The organism is Tenacibaculum crassostreae (genome assembly GCF_964512405.1).
In the GTDB taxonomy this organism is placed as follows: Bacteria; Bacteroidota; Bacteroidia; order Flavobacteriales; family Flavobacteriaceae; genus Polaribacter; species Polaribacter crassostreae.
This window is the reverse complement of record NZ_CAZELE010000007.1, coordinates 289808-304320: the sequence shown is the minus strand read 5'-3', so window position 1 is coordinate 304320 and position 14513 is coordinate 289808. Positions and strand designations below refer to the sequence as shown.

Sequence of the window (14513 nt, the reverse complement as noted above, 5' to 3'; positions counted from 1 at the left end):
TCAATTACTACCTTTTAGGTACTCCTAAAATATAATACCCTTGTTTTTTACCTTTTACGTTTTCAACACGATTAACGGTCCAATCGTAAGAATCGTTTTGTAACCCTTTTAATAAATGGTTTTGAATATCATTAAAAGTATACATTCTTACTAAAGAAGCTTGTCCGTCCCAAGCATATACTAATGGAATTATCGGAATTAAATAAGTAAATATTATTTGCTTAAATGTGAGGTTTTTTACAAAAGGAGTCATAAAAAGCACCATTACCACCATAATTACGATTGAAATAGGTAATAACAACCACCAAAGTAATGTAGGAATATTATTTTCACCCATCTCATAAATCAATAAAGGTTGCTTATTTTTTTGAGCAGTTTGTAAGATTTTTTGAGCAGCTTTTGGTGGCATATGATGAAAACTATTCATCATGGTTTTTAAACCTTCAGAGGCATTTTTAAAATCAGTAGCGTTTAATGATTCTTCTCTATAGTGTATGTTTTTAATGTTTGCACTATTAATACGATTTACAACAGATAAATTGGGATATAAATCGGTAAGTAATAAGTTAACAGGTGTATTGCTGTTTTTATTGATTTCTTCAATTACGTCAATCATCACGCCTCCAGAACCAGATCCTAAATCAACTATTTGGTTAAAATCATATTGCTTTTTAATATCTAAGATAAGAGTTGCAACAACATCTTTTGTTTTCAACATTTTTAGCAATAAAGCCAGTAGATTGGTAATACTTGATCTGATAAATGGCGGAAGCCAATGAAAATCTTCAAATTCAAAAAGTTGTATGCGTTTCATAACGTCAATAATTTTGATTTTAAAGATAAAGAAAAACCCTCACAATTTGCGAGGGGTGATTTTTACAAGGTCTTTCTGAATAAAGTGAAGAAACCCTATTATGAGATGGCTTCACTTTGTTCGCAATGACAACTTAAAGATTGTTTCGACATGTTTTCTCGCAATGACGTGTTATCTTAACAACATCCACCACCATCGTAATGATAGGTAGATTCTGAAATAAAAATATCATCTCTACCTAAATCAGCTAAAGCTTGTGCAGTTTTATCACAAATCGCCAACGGTTGGTTTTTTAATAAGGTGTGTCCTGCGCCATCATCAAAATAATCTTCATCTCCAAAGTAAATGGCAGCTTTTCCTGTAAATACACATGGACCGTCTTCTGGCATTGGGTCTTTAATCGCAGCTACTTCAATAGATTCGATATAAATCAATTCATCGGTAGGGTAATTCTTAGGATCTAAGATTCTATAAGGTTTACGAGCTCTAATTTCAATAGTTCCAAAACCAGCATCTGTAAGCATTTTTACGTATTCAGCAATTGGCAAGCTTCCGCTTAAACATAAAGCACGTAAACGTTCATCGTTGCGTAAGGTTTCGTTCATGGGTTGCTCACAAGTAGGATCGCTCATTACTAAGCGTCCGTGAGGTTTTAAAACACGATACATTTCAGCGATAGCCTTTTTTAAATCGTCTGTTTTAAAAATATTGAACAGGCAATTTTGTGCAGCTACATCTACAGAATTGTCTTCAACAGGTAGGTTTAAAGCATCTCCTTTACGTAAATCAACAAATTCACTCTTAAACCAATCGTTTTGTTCTTCGGCAACTGTAAAGTTTTTACGAGAGGCTTCTAACATTTCATCAACAACATCCAATCCGATAACGCCACCTTTGTTTCTGTTGAAATAGGCAAATTGTAACAATTCCATTCCGCCACCAACTCCTACGTATAGCATTTTTGGATTGTTGGTTAAATCACGCGCATGAACAGTAGAACCACATCCGTAGTTCATTTCTTGCATGATTCTTGGAATTTTTAACCCGGGTAATTCCCAAATAGGATTGGTAGTACAACACAAGCCAACATCAGGAGTTAAGGCTGCTTCTTTATATACGTTTTTGGTAGTTTCTAAATAACTCATATTTTTTAAGATTAAAGACCGTTCAGGGTTTGTCTTGATTCTTGTGTCTAAAAAGTCTTGGTTTAATAGTTTGTTTATTGTCATTGCGAGGAAATTTGACGAAGCAATCTTTTAGAAAGATTCCATCACTTTGTTAGGAATGACGTTACAATTCGCTAATTAATTCTTTAAATAATGTTATCATTTTAGGTTCTGCTTTTCCGGCAACTTCAATGATTTCTTGAATGTTTACAGGTTGCAAATTCTTAGGATCACATTCATCAGTTAATACCGAAACAGCTGCACAAGGTAGTTGTAAATGTTTTGCAACAATTACTTCAGGTACTGTACTCATTCCAACTGCATCTACTTCTAAAATTTGTAACATTCGGTATTCTGCTCTTGTTTCTAATTGTGGTCCCACAACACTTGCATATACACCTTCTTTCAAGTCTATGTCGTTGGCTTGGGCGATTGCTTTCATTTTTGTATTCAATTTTTTTGAATACGGTTCAAGCATGTCAGCAAATAAGTCTCCCATTTCACCAGCGCCTTTAAATGCTAACGGAGAACTTCCTTGAAGGTTTAAATGATCTTCTAACAACATTAAATCTCCTTTTTTATAGCTTAAATTTACAGCACCAGCGGCATTAGAAATCAATAAGGTTTGAATGCCTAATGCGTGCATGGTTCTTATCCCGTAAGTTACTTCCCAAAGCGAATAGCCTTCATACACGTGAAAACGACCAGACATAACAATAACTTTTTTTCCTGAAAGAGTTCCATAGATTAGTTTTCCTGAATGAAATTCTACTGTTGCTTGTGGAAAATGTGGAATTTCTGAATAGGGTATTTCAAGTTCAATATCAATTTCATTTATCAGTTTTCCTAAACCTGTTCCTAATACTATTCCTATTGCTGGATTGGTAATTCCTTTATTTTGAAGAAACGTTGCGGTTTCTTGTAACTGTTGTTTTTTTAGCATTTTATATTGTGTTTGTCATTGCGAGTGATAGCGAAGCAATCTTTAAGTTATGATTTCAAGATAGACAGATTACTTCGGTTGTATATTTCCTCGTAATAACGGTTAGTTTAAAAATTGATCGAATACAGGATTGTCTTTAATATCCTCAAAAACATCTACATCGTTTAAGGTTTCCAACAAATGTACTGATTCGTTTTGTAAATCGTTTAAGGTATCTTCTCTAACAGTTGAGGTTCCCCATTCTTTGTTTTGAAAAATAGTAGGATGAAGTTTTTTCATTCCCAATAAATAATAACCACCATCTTCTGCGGGACCAATTACCACTTCATTTGTATGTAGTTTTTCAAATGCTTCGGTAATATGCTTTTCTTGAAGATCATATAAATCACTACCAATAATTAAAACTTTTTCATAACTATTATCAAAAGCTTGTTGAAAAGCGTTTTGCATTCGCATGCCTAAACTTTCTCCTTGTTGTTGGTGTTTTTGATATGTTGTAGCATCCCAAATATCTTTTTCTCTTACTTTTACAGAGTAATAAACTGCTTTATCACAAGATAAATTTTGGGTAACTTCTTTGGTGTGATGTAGTAAAAACGTATAGATGTTTAAAGCAGCTTTGTCTCCAACTGTTTTTGCTAAACGTGTTTTTACTTTTCCTAGTTCTGGGTTTCTGGTGAAGATTAACAATAAGTTCTTACTCATAAATTTTTTCTCCTTTATGTAACCACTTACTCCATTCTTTATTGAAGGTGTGGACTTTTTCAGTTGGGTTGTTTTGTTTGTTAACTACGGTGTTGTTTTGGTTTTTCCATTCGAAAATGCCACCGTATAAATTGAAAACATTGGTGTATCCTGCTTTTTGAAGTTGTTCGGCAATGTCTTCTGAACGAATTCCTAAGGAACAATACACTACAATTTTAGTATTCTTGTTTTGTGGAAGTTCTTTCAAAGCTTTTTCTAAATTGAAAAAATCATATCCAACACAAATCGCATTTTTAATATGGCTAACTTCAAATTCTACGGGTTCTCTAGTATCTAGTAAAACAACTTCTGTCTCTTTTTGTAAATCGGTAACCGAAATATAGGGAACGTTTTCGGTGTTGAATTTTTTCAATAGTTGTTCTAAGTTCTTTTGTGAAAAAGAATTGAGAGAAATCAATAAGAAAAAGAAAGCTAGTTTTTTCATTAAGCTACAGTTCCTTGACAGCTACTTCCTGCACCAGCAGTACATCCGTAGCAATGTTGATTGATAATGATGTTTCTGTTTTGCAACAACTCTTCATTGTATTCAGAAATATGTTTTACTTTACTCGCTACTTTTAAATTCAGCATCTGATTGAAATCACAATCGTATAAAAATCCGTCCCAACTTACCGAAAGGGTATTGGTACACATTACATTTTCTACCGCCATTGGGTTATAGGCTTCTATCAAAGCATACATATAATCTTCATAATTTTCAGAAGCAATTAAATAATCTAAAAATCGACTGATAGGTAAATTGGTAATGGCAAAAAGCGAGTTAAAATTGATGTTAAAATCTTCTTTCAACGCTTTTTTAAAATCAGCTTCTAATGCCATTTGATCTCCTGGTAAAAATGCACCCGAAGGATTGTAGACTAAATCTAATTGTAATCCAGAACTCTCCATTCCATAACCAACTTCATTAAGCATTTGTAGAGCTTCAATAGATTTATCGAAAACGCCATTACCACGTTGTTTGTCGGTTTTTCCACGAGTCCAATGTGGCATTGAAGAAACTACGTGCACGTTATGTTTTTTAAAGAAATCAGGTAAGTCGTGATATTTTTTATTCGCTCTAATAATAGTTAAGTTAGAGCGCACAATAAAATCTTTAATTCCTGCTTTGGATGCCTCTTCTACAAACCAACGAAAATTCGGATTCATTTCTGGTGCGCCACCTGTTAAGTCTAATGTATGTGCTCCCGTTTTTTTAATGACTTCTAAACACTGTTCCATTGTTTCTCTAGTCATGATTTCTTTCCTATCTGGACCTGCATCTACGTGACAATGTGCACAAACTTGATTGCACATATATCCTAAATTAATTTGAAGAATTTCTAATTTTTTAGGACGCAACGGAAACTGATTGGTTTCTTTGAGTTTTTTAGCAAATGTAGGGAGTTCTCCATCCGCAAAAATTCCGTTTGATAGAATTTCTAACTGACGTTGTGTGTTTGCTAAATCGTTATTTCTCGCTTGAAGAGATTTCTTCATAATTGGTTTTACATTTCTAATTTATTCACTTTGTTCATCATTTGAACTCCGTGTACTAAAGTCGCACCACTTTTAATGGCAGCGCCAACGTGAATAGCTTCCATCATTTCTTCTTTGGTAATTCCACGTTGCAGCCCATCTTTAGTATAGGCATCAATACAATACGGACATTGCTCGGTATGTGCAACAGCTAATGCAATTAAGCTTTTTTCACGAGCTGTTAAAGCGCCTTCTTCAAAGACTTTTCCGTAATAATCGAAGAATTTATTTCCTAATTCTTCGCTCCATTCTGTTATTTTTCCAAACTTACGTAAGTCGGCAGGATCGTAATATGTTTTAGACATGTTTTCTTATTTCTGTTGAGAGTAAAAATACCAAATTGTTTTTACTATTATTTTATAAAAGGGTTTACTTTCCGTTTAAAGACCAATCGTATTCTAAGTAGCTTATTTTGGCTTTTTTGTTGATTTTTACATCTGAATATTGATTGAGAAAATCAATTAAACTTCCTTCTTTTGTAAAATCTCCTTGAAACCATTCAAATATTTTAGATAGTTGTAATCTTTTTTCTGAAATTTTATTTCTTGAAGTATCATTAACAAACTTCTTCATTAAAGCAGTTGTTTTTGATTCGTAGTTGTCTTCCGTAAAAGCGTAATTTGGTAATTTCGGACAAGATCCAGATGCACAATTCACAGCTACATGAATTTTAGGATCGTTATATTTTTTACGTAAAATTTCGTGTTCAATTTGATTTAACGTGTAGGTTTTACCGCCAACTTTAGCAAAAGGTATTTCCCAAGCATTTTTTCCGTTCTTTTTAATATTCATAATACTTTTAAGAGGGTAATTATCTAAAACCAATTTAATAGTATAAGCATTATAAGCGTTTGCCCAAAAAGCTTTAGCTTTAGCTGCAGACCAAGGTTTTTGAGGTTTGGTAGCGGCTAATTCATCTAAATAGGTTTGAAGTTTTTCTTCGTCAGTTTTAAATGCTTTATAGTTTACGTTTCCTTTAGCGTCAACATATTTTTTTAATAACGAATTATACGTGCTTGTTTGCGCATTTATATTCATGAAAAAAGTTAAACCCAATAGTAAAAATATCGTTCGCATGATTTAGATTTTGAATTTTAGACGTGCGGGTAGAAGATACATTACAAAGAATATTCCGAAAAAATAAAGTTTAAACATTATTAAGGTTATATTACTTTTACAGTATAATTAATTGTTATGAAACTTTGGTATTTAATTTTTTATAGTTTTTATCAGTTTGATAAAAGTTGTTTTGTTCTGTTAGATAAGGTAGATCCAATAAACCTATTGTATTATATACCTGCTTTAAAGAGAAAAAAGGAGGAATGCAAAAAAGCAGTTGACGAAGTGTTATTTGATAAAGTAATAGGTGTTAGTATATTTAGAGCCACGTACCTTATGTGTGGTTTGATATCTATATTAGCATTAACAGTAACAAATTTTATTGTAGTTCTAATAGGGGTGAAGGTTAATCATAGTACAGAGTTAATGATAGGTATAGTACTTGTAGTATCGTTGTTTAATAACTTTGTTTTGTTAAAAGAGGAAAATTACATAAAAGCATTTGATGAATTTGATTCTCTAAGTAAAAAGAAAAGGTATTTAGGGTATTTAATTAGTTTGTTTGTGGTAGTTGTTGCTTTTCTTCTTCTTTTTATTTCTTTTTTTGGAAATGCTAACAAGTATTATATAGGTTAAATTGTGGTTGAAAGAATTATAAATGAATGGGTTTTTATTAACTATTGTACCCAAAAAGTAGGGATGTGGGATAAGAACGATATGGTAGATGGTGTTTGTCATGTATTTAAAATAGAGATAGCAAACCTATTTGCACCATTAGTTTTTATACCATATTTTAGTTTCACTTCCAATATGAAAGGTTTTTATGTGCTTTTAATTTTGTATATAGCTTTTATATGGTATTCTCCTTTCGTAAATAAAAAATTAAAAAGTAAGATAAAAGAAAAGGAGTTAAGAAAAAAATACATGTCTATTAGTAAGAAAAAAAGAGTGCTAAACTTTTTTTTAGGAATTTTAATAGGAGCTTTGTGTATTTTAACTCTAATATTTTCGTTTAGCCTTTTAAATTATACTCGTTAATTTTAAAAAAGATATAAGCCATGTTGTAAGTTATACAGCATGGTTTTATTTTTTAAGAGAAGTTTAGATTTAGATATGTGCTTAAAAGATACATTACAAAGAATATTTCTAAAAGTTTAGATACAAAAAAAGCCTTAACAAATTTGTTAAGGCTTTTGTACTGAAGGCGGGACTTGAACCCGCACGGGCATTACGGCCCATTGGATTTTAAGTCCAACGTGTCTACCAATTCCACCACTTCAGCGTTTATACTATTAAATGACTACTTTTAAAATGAAACCTCACTCATACAAGTGAGGTTTCTTGGTACTGAAGGCGGGACTTGAACCCGCACGAGCATTACGGCTCATTGGATTTTAAGTCCAACGTGTCTACCAATTCCACCACTTCAGCATACTCTTTTTAAAAAAGGCTTGAGCGAAAGACGGGATTTGAACCCGCGACCCTCACCTTGGCAAGGTGATGCTCTACCCCTGAGCTACTTTCGCGTAGTCATTTATTATTTTAATGAACGTGCATTACTGCGAATGCGGGTGCAAATATAACACCATTTTTTTAATTACAAAGCAGTTTTTAATTTTTTTCAATTTTAATTCCAATAAAAATTTATGGTGGTTCAATTAGAATAAAATATCTTTGCAAAAATTTTTTTAATTTAGAAGTGAATTCTGTTTCGTCTACACATACAAATCCCTCATTAAAAGCAATCTTTAAAGACTTTAAACAGTTAACGAAAGTTGGGTTGTCTATAAGTGTAGTTTTTACATCTATAACAGGTTACTTGTTAGGAGCAGAATCTATCAACTATACTACAGTTTTATTATTAGCTTTTGGGGGCTATTTAATGGTAGGAGCGTCGAATGCTTTTAATCAGGTGATTGAAAAAGATATTGATGCGGTAATGCAACGTACGAAGAATCGCCCATTGCCATCGGGTAGAATGTCTACTACAACAGCTTTAACCATTGCAACTATATTTACTATTGCGGGTATTGCTATTTTATACGCAATTAATCCGAAATGTGCTTTGTTTGGCGCAATTTCTATCTTTTTATATACAAGTGCGTATACACCTTTAAAAGCAGTAACACCTTTAGCGGTTTTTGTAGGAGCTATTCCAGGAGCTATTCCTTTTATGTTAGGATGGGTAGCTGCAACGGGAAAGTTTGGTATTGAAGCGGGATTTTTATTTATGATTCAGTTTTTTTGGCAATTTCCGCATTTTTGGGCAATCGGTTGGTTACAGTTTGAAGAATATAATAAAGCAGGGTTACATATGCTTCCGATGGATAAAAAAGACAAAGGAGCAGTTGTTCAAATTATTTTTTACACCTGTATTATGATTTTGATGTCGATTGCACCTGTATTAAAGGTGACAGGAGATTTTTATATATATCCAGCAACAGCAGTTATTATATTGTTGTTAGGTTTGTTAATGCTTTACTACGGAATAGTATTGTATAAAACAGAAAAAAACACTGATGCTCGTAAATTAATGTTAGCGAGTGTTTTCTATATTACAATTGTACCCATTATATATGTGGTAGATAAATTTTTACACTAATGAGTGAACAACCATTACAAGAAGAATTAAAAGTAGCGAAACGTAAATCAGCTAAACCAATGTTGTGGATTTCTATGGTGAGCATGGTTATGTTTTTTGCAGGATTAACAAGTGCTTATGTTGTAAGTATGAATCGTGAAGATTGGGTTACATTCGATTTACCACAAGCGTTTTTTATCAGCACAGTATTAATCGTGTTGAGTAGTATTACGTTGTTTTTCTCTCAAAAACTATTAAAAAAAGACAATCAGCAAGTATCATTCATACTACTTTTAGTAACTTTAGTACTAGGTTTAGGTTTTGTTTGGTATCAATGGGTTGGTTTTAATGAGCTAAAAGAAACAGGATTATATTTTACAGGACCTGAAAGTACAGTATCAACATCATTTATAATAGGAATAACTTTTATGCACGTTTTACACCTATTAGCGGGGGTAATCGTGTTATTAGTCGTTATTTATAATCATTTTAAAAAGAAGTATTCATCAACCGATATGCTTGGGTTTGAACTCGGTGCAATCTTTTGGCATTTCGTAGATATACTGTGGATTTATCTATTTTTCTTTTTCTATTTTATTAGATGATGAAAAATGCGTAATTTTGGCGCACTGATTTAACAAAAATTAACAAAAAGAGATTTATGGGAGCAAATATTGCTGTAAATTCTGACAACAAAGAAACCTGGAGCGGAGGTGGAGTTAAACCATTTGGCGCTAGTTATGGTAAAATGATGATGTGGTTTTTCATCGTATCAGATGCATTAACTTTTTCTGGCTTTTTAGCAGCATACGGTTTAACACGTTTTAAATTTATCGACTCTTGGCCAATTGCCGATGAGGTATTTACACACTTTCCAGGGTTACACGGTGTACATGCACCAATGTATTATGTAGCTTTAATGACGTTTATCTTAATTGTATCATCGGTAACGATGGTGTTAGCGGTAGATGCAGGTCATAAAATGCAACAAAAAAAGGTAGCTTGGTATATGTTTGCAACCATCGTTTTTGGTATTATTTTCGTTGGATCACAAGCATGGGAGTGGAAAAACTTTATTAACGGTTCATACGGAGCTGTTAAAACTACTGACAACCACATTTTACAGTTTGTAAAAGATGGTCATCAAATCGCATTAGCTGATTTTGTTCACGGTGAAAGAAAAGACGATAGAGTTCAACACGATAGAACAAACGGTTTATGGTTTGAAAAAGAAGCTACGATTTCTCAATATTCAGTAGCTCAAATTCAAGAAGCATTTAAAGCAGATCCTTCTTTATTAATTAGAACTGAAAAATTAAACCCTGATACAAAACAAAAAATTGTTTTATCAAGAGAAGAAAGTTTAGCTCAATTAGCAAAAGCCAATATGGTTGTTGAAGGGGCTAACTTACACGTAAACGAGTATGGTAACCCAATCTTTGCAGATTTCTTCTTCTTTATTACTGGTTTCCACGGATTCCACGTATTTTCAGGAATTGTTATCAATATCATTATTTTCTTTAACGTTGTGTTAGGTACGTATGAGCGTAGAGGACACTACGAAATGGTTGAAAAAGTAGGTTTATATTGGCACTTTGTAGATTTAGTTTGGGTATTTGTATTTACCTTCTTCTACTTAGTATAATCAAAAAACAATAGTAAAAATGGGTCACGCACACGAATCGAATACAAAAAGAATTTGGATTGTTTTAGCAATCTTAACGATAGTAACAACAGTTGAAGTAGCTTTAGGTATTGTAAAACCAGCTGCTTTACACTTACACGGATGGGGGACTAGTTGGTTAAACTGGATATTCATCATCTTAACAATTGTAAAAGCATATTATATTGCTTGGGCTTTCATGCACTTAGAAGGAGAAAAAACTTGGTTTAGACGCGCAATTGTTTGGACAGCAGTTTTCCTAATCTGTTACTTAGTAACACTAGTGTTAATAGAAGGTGATTACTTACACGAAACATTAGCGCCATTAGTAAAATGGTAATCATATAATAAAGAAAAGGTGGTGTTAACCACCTTTTTTTATATTCAATAAAATGAACATATCTAAAAAACATATTGTACTGTTTGCGCTATTTATAGTGCCTTTATTATTTTATATATTCTTGTCACTAGGTATTAATAATTTTGCAAAACTACCTGTGCTTACAGAAAATGTGATTGATGTTTCTTCAATCGATAAAAAACATCAGTTTGAGAGAAATATTTCTATTGTTACCTTTTTCGGGAAAAATATTGAAGAAACAAAAGGAGAGTTATTCAACTTAAATGAAAAGATTTATAAACCATTTTATGGATTTAAGAACTTTCAATTAATTGTGATTGCCTCACCAGAAGTTAAAGAAGATGTAGAAAAACTTCAAAAAGAAATAGGAGCTTACACAAATATGGTAAATTGGAAGTTTGTGTATGCTAATGATGCAGAAATAGAAGTGCTGTATGATAGTTTTAAAACGAATCAATCGTTAGATAATACACTGCATACTTCAAAAGCTTTTATTGTTGACAAAGAAGGAAATTTAAGAGGAAGAACCGATGATGAAGACAGCGCAGGAGGGAAGTTATTTGGCTATAATATGAAATCGGTAGCTGAATTAAATAATAAAATGAAAGACGATGTTAAAGTTGTATTGGCAGAATATCGTTTGGCATTGAAAAAGAACAACGCAGATAGAGAAATTTAACAATTGTTGAATTATGAAGAAACAGAATTATTCATACATAGGAATTTCGTTTATAGTTTTATTATTCGGAATTTATGCCATACCTAAGATAGTCGCACATTTTAAAACTGCGGATTTACATAAATTCAATAAAGTGCCAGCTTTTGAATTTATTAATCAAGACGGAAAAACGATTACTAACAAAGATTACGATGGTAAGGTGTATGTGGTAGAGTTTTTCTTTGCTACTTGTCCAACTATTTGTCCTATCATGAATCAAAAAATGGTAACTATTCAAAACGAATTTATGGGGAATCCTAACTTCGGAATAGCTTCTTTTTCAATTACTCCAGAAATTGATACGCCAAATCAACTGAAAGAGTATGCCAAAAACAATGGAATTAACCATAAAAACTGGCATATGTTAACAGGGAAAGGAGATGATGTCGTATACCAGTTATCTAACGAAGGATTTAAATTGTATGCTGGAAAAGGAGAAGTAAGTCATGGTGGATTTGAGCATTCTGGGTTGTTTGCCTTGGTAGATAAAGATGGTTATATCCGGTCACGTTACGATGAGAATGGAAACCCAATTATGTATTACAGAGCTTTAGATGAGCATGGGTTTGACGATCAAATCACAGAATTAAAAGAAGATATTAAGTTATTATTAAAAGAATAATGAGTACAGAAGAAAAGAAATATAAAAGATTTATAACAATTGTTTCTGTTGTAATCCCTGTTGCGGTAGCAGCTTTATTCGGAATTAAAATACCTAACGTAGAACCGTTATCTTTTTTACCTCCAATTTATGCAAGTATAAACGGATTGACAGCTGTATTGTTAGTAGCTTCTGTAATTGCAATTAAAAGCGGAAAAAGAAAGCTACATGGGCAATTAAACACCACAGCAATTATTTGTTCGACATTATTTTTAGTAATGTATGTGGCGTATCATATGACTTCAGATTCTACTTCGTTTGGAGGTGAAGGGGTTATAAAATACGTGTATTTCTTTATTTTAATTACACATATTTTATTGTCGATCGTAATTATACCTTTTGTGTTAATTACATTTATGAGAGCACGATTAGGAAATTTTCCAGAGCATAAAAAAATAGCAAAAATTACATTCCCACTTTGGTTATATGTTGCAGTTACTGGGGTAGTAGTGTATTTAATGATATCACCTTATTATGTTTAAAAAGATTGTTTTTTTTATAGTTTTATTTTTTTCGCTACAAACTTCAGCACAATGTGCTATGTGTAAAGCAGTTGTTGAAGGCGGAAACGAAACAATGGCTGAAGGTGTTAATAACGGAATTACCTATTTAATGGTGTTTCCTTATTTGTTGGTAGGGGTATTGTTTTACTTCATTTACCGACACAAAAAGAAGGCTAATAGTTAATACACATATTAAGAATATTTTTTTGTAACATATTCTATTTTTAATCGTCATATAAGGGCAGTTAAAAATAATTGGTTGTTTTATTATGTAACTGCTGAAGGTTTTTCTAGTTTTATAGAAAAGCTATGTATTTCATTATTTAGAAATATCAACTAGCTAATAATTTAAATAAAAAATATTCGTCTTTTGAAAACTAAAATTGCATTATTCGCAGCTGTATTTACTACAATAGCTGCTTTTTCACAAAAACAATGGACCTTAAAAGAATGTGTAGATTACGCATTGCAAAACAACATAACGGTTAAGCAAAATCGTTTAAATGTTCAGTTAGCAGAAAAAGATGTTGAAATTGCAAAAGGAAATTTTTTGCCAGATTTAAGAGGGTCTTCATCTGCTAGTTTCAGTTCAGGATTATCTCCAGATAAATTAGGTGTTTTAAAGAACACACAAAACTTTAGTTCAAATTTTGCGTTTTCTACAAGAGGAACAATTTTTAATGGTTTTCAAAATTTAAACACAAAAAAACAAGCTCAAATAAGTGTTGATGGAAGTAAGTTAGATTTAGCTAAAATAGAAAATGACATCTCTTTAAATGTTGTTAACGAATATTTAAATGTATTATTTGCAAAAGAAAATTTAGCGGTGGCAGAAACACAAGCTGAAATTAGTAAAAAACAAATTGAAAGAGCAAAAGCACAATTTGAAGGAGGAGCAATACCTAAAGGAGATTTGTTAAATGTTGAATCTACTGCAGCTAATGATGTACAAAGTGTTGTTTTGCAACAAAACAGATTGAATTTAGCTTTGTTGCGATTAGCTCAACTATTACAAATTCCTTCAGATAACTTTTATGTGGCTGACTTAAATATTGATTCTCCTTCTGTTGCGTTACTTTTTGATAATGCTGATGAAGTTTATAAAAAAGCATTGACTAATAGACCTGAAATAGAAAGAGCTGAATTAAATGTTGAGAATGCTAATTTAAGCATAGAGCTTGCTAAAGGGGCATATTTACCTAGTTTAACTTATACATTAGGAGCAAGCACTTCTTATTATCATCAGTTTAATAATTTATTGCCAGGTCAAACTAATGATAATTTTGTAAGTCAAGTTAATGATAGAGTACAATATAATATTGTTTTATCTTTAGATATTCCAATTTTTAATAGATTTCAAACGAAGAATAGAGTTGCAAAATCTATTATTAGTAAAGAGAACTCAGAGTTAAGCTTTAAGAATCAGCAATTACAATTACAGCAAGAAATTGAGGGAGCCTTTTTAGATGCAAAAGCTGCAGCAAAAACGTTTGAAGCGGCAAAAATATCGTTAGAAGCACAACAAGAAGCTTTTAAAAATGCACAGGTGAGTTATGATTATGGTTCGATGACACAATTTGATTTTGATCAGGTACGTAACCGTTTGGTTAATGCAGAAGGAGCAATGATAAGAGCTAAGTACGATTATGTATTTAAAACTAAAGTATTGAAGTTTTACTATGGTGAGTCGATAGTAGAATAACAAACAAATATTTATTGTTGGAGGAACCTCGTTAGTTTTTTGCTAATGGGGTTTTTCTTTTA

Annotated in this window: 18 protein-coding genes and 3 tRNA genes; 10 read left to right on the top strand and 11 right to left on the bottom strand. The window is 32.1% G+C overall.

What is annotated here, in order from left to right; all coding sequences use genetic code 11:
* Positions 1-7 precede the first annotated feature (7 nt).
* The 8 genes from ACKTST_RS11705 to ACKTST_RS11670 form a co-directional block, all read right to left on the bottom strand.
* Positions 8-814 (bottom strand): hypothetical protein, encoded by an 807-nt coding sequence (locus tag ACKTST_RS11705; RefSeq protein WP_408047927.1) that lies wholly within the window; start codon positions 812-814, stop codon positions 8-10.
* 176 nt (positions 815-990) lie between these two features.
* Positions 991-1959: an arsenosugar biosynthesis arsenite methyltransferase ArsM gene (arsM, locus tag ACKTST_RS11700; protein WP_408047926.1), complete on the bottom strand. Its 969-nt coding sequence runs from the start codon at positions 1957-1959 to the stop codon at positions 991-993.
* A 145-nt stretch (positions 1960-2104) separates the two neighbouring features.
* Positions 2105-2923 carry a purine-nucleoside phosphorylase gene (locus ACKTST_RS11695; RefSeq protein ID WP_408047925.1) on the bottom strand — a complete coding sequence of 273 codons (819 nt, stop codon included), beginning with the start codon at positions 2921-2923 and terminating at the stop codon, positions 2105-2107.
* Between the two features lie 102 nt (positions 2924-3025).
* Positions 3026-3628 (bottom strand): TIGR04282 family arsenosugar biosynthesis glycosyltransferase, encoded by a 603-nt coding sequence (locus ACKTST_RS11690; protein WP_408047924.1) that lies wholly within the window; start codon positions 3626-3628, stop codon positions 3026-3028.
* A complete protein-coding gene (locus tag ACKTST_RS11685) occupies positions 3621-4112 on the bottom strand; it encodes a rhodanese-like domain-containing protein (protein WP_408047923.1) in 492 nt (163 codons plus the stop codon). The genes ACKTST_RS11690 and ACKTST_RS11685 overlap by 8 nt, the downstream gene beginning before the upstream one ends.
* Positions 4112-5167: an arsenosugar biosynthesis radical SAM (seleno)protein ArsS gene (gene arsS, locus ACKTST_RS11680; protein WP_408048091.1), complete on the bottom strand. Its 1056-nt coding sequence runs from the start codon at positions 5165-5167 to the stop codon at positions 4112-4114. Before arsS ends, ACKTST_RS11685 begins: the two co-directional genes overlap by 1 nt.
* A 5-nt stretch (positions 5168-5172) precedes the next feature.
* Positions 5173-5508 (bottom strand): arsenosugar biosynthesis-associated peroxidase-like protein, encoded by a 336-nt coding sequence (locus ACKTST_RS11675; protein WP_086029663.1) that lies wholly within the window; start codon positions 5506-5508, stop codon positions 5173-5175.
* A gap of 64 nt (positions 5509-5572) precedes the next feature.
* Positions 5573-6280, bottom strand: coding sequence for a DUF547 domain-containing protein (locus ACKTST_RS11670; protein ID WP_408047922.1), 708 nt, complete (start codon positions 6278-6280; stop codon positions 5573-5575).
* Positions 6281-6397: 117 nt separating this feature from the next.
* Between ACKTST_RS11670 and ACKTST_RS11665 the strand changes: the two genes are divergently transcribed.
* Complete coding sequence (locus ACKTST_RS11665; RefSeq protein WP_408047921.1) at positions 6398-6898, top strand: hypothetical protein; 501 nt, start codon at positions 6398-6400, stop codon at positions 6896-6898.
* A gap of 560 nt (positions 6899-7458) precedes the next feature.
* Here ACKTST_RS11665 and ACKTST_RS11660 read toward each other — a convergent pair.
* From ACKTST_RS11660 to ACKTST_RS11650, 3 genes are all read right to left on the bottom strand, one after another.
* Positions 7459-7544 (bottom strand) — tRNA-Leu (locus ACKTST_RS11660).
* 60 nt (positions 7545-7604) lie between these two features.
* A tRNA-Leu gene (locus tag ACKTST_RS11655) sits at positions 7605-7693 on the bottom strand.
* A gap of 23 nt (positions 7694-7716) precedes the next feature.
* Positions 7717-7788, bottom strand: a tRNA-Gly gene (locus ACKTST_RS11650).
* 173 nt (positions 7789-7961) lie between these two features.
* Here ACKTST_RS11650 and cyoE point away from each other — a divergent pair.
* The 9 genes from cyoE (at position 7962) to ACKTST_RS11605 (ending at position 14451) form a co-directional block, all read left to right on the top strand.
* Complete coding sequence (gene cyoE / locus ACKTST_RS11645; protein WP_408047920.1) at positions 7962-8864, top strand: heme o synthase; 903 nt, start codon at positions 7962-7964, stop codon at positions 8862-8864.
* Positions 8864-9448: a cytochrome c oxidase subunit 3 gene (locus ACKTST_RS11640; protein ID WP_408047919.1), complete on the top strand. Its 585-nt coding sequence runs from the start codon at positions 8864-8866 to the stop codon at positions 9446-9448. Before cyoE ends, ACKTST_RS11640 begins: the two co-directional genes overlap by 1 nt.
* Before the next feature lie 56 nt (positions 9449-9504).
* On the top strand, positions 9505-10488 hold the full coding sequence (locus tag ACKTST_RS11635) for a cytochrome c oxidase subunit 3 (protein WP_408047918.1): 984 nt from the start codon (positions 9505-9507) through the stop codon (positions 10486-10488).
* Between the two features lie 19 nt (positions 10489-10507).
* Positions 10508-10846, top strand: a complete 339-nt coding sequence (locus ACKTST_RS11630) for a cytochrome C oxidase subunit IV family protein (protein WP_408047917.1) — start codon at positions 10508-10510, stop codon at positions 10844-10846.
* Positions 10847-10898: 52 nt separating this feature from the next.
* The gene (locus tag ACKTST_RS11625) at positions 10899-11546 is read left to right on the top strand and encodes a hypothetical protein (RefSeq protein ID WP_408047916.1); all 648 of its coding nucleotides are present in this window, start codon (positions 10899-10901) and stop codon (positions 11544-11546) included.
* A 13-nt stretch (positions 11547-11559) separates the two neighbouring features.
* The gene (locus ACKTST_RS11620; protein ID WP_408047915.1) at positions 11560-12207 is read left to right on the top strand and encodes an SCO family protein; all 648 of its coding nucleotides are present in this window, start codon (positions 11560-11562) and stop codon (positions 12205-12207) included.
* Positions 12207-12728, top strand: a complete 522-nt coding sequence (locus ACKTST_RS11615) for a DUF420 domain-containing protein (protein WP_408047914.1) — start codon at positions 12207-12209, stop codon at positions 12726-12728. The genes ACKTST_RS11620 and ACKTST_RS11615 overlap by 1 nt, the downstream gene beginning before the upstream one ends.
* A gap of 58 nt (positions 12729-12786) precedes the next feature.
* Positions 12787-12933, top strand: a complete 147-nt coding sequence (locus ACKTST_RS11610) for a hypothetical protein (RefSeq protein WP_408047913.1) — start codon at positions 12787-12789, stop codon at positions 12931-12933.
* Between the two features lie 186 nt (positions 12934-13119).
* Positions 13120-14451 (top strand): TolC family protein, encoded by a 1332-nt coding sequence (locus ACKTST_RS11605; RefSeq protein ID WP_408047912.1) that lies wholly within the window; start codon positions 13120-13122, stop codon positions 14449-14451.
* Positions 14452-14513 lie beyond the last annotated feature (62 nt).

What these genes read in the sequence shown, in the direction of transcription:
- arsM (WP_408047926.1), bottom strand. Translation starts at nt 1,959, where the DNA reads ATGAGTTATTTAGAAACTACCAAAAACGTATATAAAGAAGCAGCCTTA.
- ACKTST_RS11690 (WP_408047924.1), bottom strand. Translation starts at nt 3,628, where the DNA reads ATGAGTAAGAACTTATTGTTAATCTTCACCAGAAACCCAGAACTAGGA.
- ACKTST_RS11630 (WP_408047917.1), top strand. Translation starts at nt 10,508, where the DNA reads ATGGGTCACGCACACGAATCGAATACAAAAAGAATTTGGATTGTTTTA.
- ACKTST_RS11705 (WP_408047927.1), bottom strand. Translation starts at nt 814, where the DNA reads ATGAAACGCATACAACTTTTTGAATTTGAAGATTTTCATTGGCTTCCG.
- ACKTST_RS11695 (WP_408047925.1), bottom strand. Translation starts at nt 2,923, where the DNA reads ATGCTAAAAAAACAACAGTTACAAGAAACCGCAACGTTTCTTCAAAAT.
- ACKTST_RS11665 (WP_408047921.1), top strand. Translation starts at nt 6,398, where the DNA reads ATGAAACTTTGGTATTTAATTTTTTATAGTTTTTATCAGTTTGATAAA.
- ACKTST_RS11635 (WP_408047918.1), top strand. Translation starts at nt 9,505, where the DNA reads ATGGGAGCAAATATTGCTGTAAATTCTGACAACAAAGAAACCTGGAGC.
- ACKTST_RS11685 (WP_408047923.1), bottom strand. Translation starts at nt 4,112, where the DNA reads ATGAAAAAACTAGCTTTCTTTTTCTTATTGATTTCTCTCAATTCTTTT.
- ACKTST_RS11620 (WP_408047915.1), top strand. Translation starts at nt 11,560, where the DNA reads ATGAAGAAACAGAATTATTCATACATAGGAATTTCGTTTATAGTTTTA.
- ACKTST_RS11640 (WP_408047919.1), top strand. Translation starts at nt 8,864, where the DNA reads ATGAGTGAACAACCATTACAAGAAGAATTAAAAGTAGCGAAACGTAAA.
- ACKTST_RS11625 (WP_408047916.1), top strand. Translation starts at nt 10,899, where the DNA reads ATGAACATATCTAAAAAACATATTGTACTGTTTGCGCTATTTATAGTG.
- ACKTST_RS11610 (WP_408047913.1), top strand. Translation starts at nt 12,787, where the DNA reads ATGTGTAAAGCAGTTGTTGAAGGCGGAAACGAAACAATGGCTGAAGGT.
- ACKTST_RS11675 (WP_086029663.1), bottom strand. Translation starts at nt 5,508, where the DNA reads ATGTCTAAAACATATTACGATCCTGCCGACTTACGTAAGTTTGGAAAA.
- ACKTST_RS11670 (WP_408047922.1), bottom strand. Translation starts at nt 6,280, where the DNA reads ATGCGAACGATATTTTTACTATTGGGTTTAACTTTTTTCATGAATATA.
- ACKTST_RS11615 (WP_408047914.1), top strand. Translation starts at nt 12,207, where the DNA reads ATGAGTACAGAAGAAAAGAAATATAAAAGATTTATAACAATTGTTTCT.